Raw genomic sequence first — 274 nt, forward strand, 5'->3', positions numbered from 1 at the left:
GCGTGCCTGGGTGTGCGTGGTGGCGATGCTCAGCGTTCCTTTTTTCTCGTTGGAGAACTCCTGGGCGATCTGCTTGATGCTCTCGCACTTGCGCAGGATTTCCCCCGCCGTGGTGATGATGCGCTCCCCCGCCGGGGTCACCCGCGTAAGATGCTTGCCGCTACGCGCGAAGACCTCTACGCCGAGTTCATCCTCAAGCAGACGAATCTGTTTGCTGATGCCAGGCTGGGAGGTGAACAGGCTCTGGGCGGTCGCCGAAACATTGAGGTCATGG

1 protein-coding gene is annotated in these 274 nt (G+C 60.9%); it reads right to left on the bottom strand.

What is annotated here, in order from left to right; translation table 11 throughout:
• Nucleotides 1-274, bottom strand: a 274-nt coding sequence (locus AAEZ09_RS28220; RefSeq protein ID WP_350601637.1) for a LysR family transcriptional regulator, incomplete at both ends; no start/stop codon positions are given.

The organism is Pseudomonas sp. 65/3-MNA-CIBAN-0223 (assembly GCF_040310425.1).
In the GTDB taxonomy this organism is placed as follows: Bacteria; Pseudomonadota; Gammaproteobacteria; order Pseudomonadales; family Pseudomonadaceae; genus Aquipseudomonas; species Aquipseudomonas gregormendelii.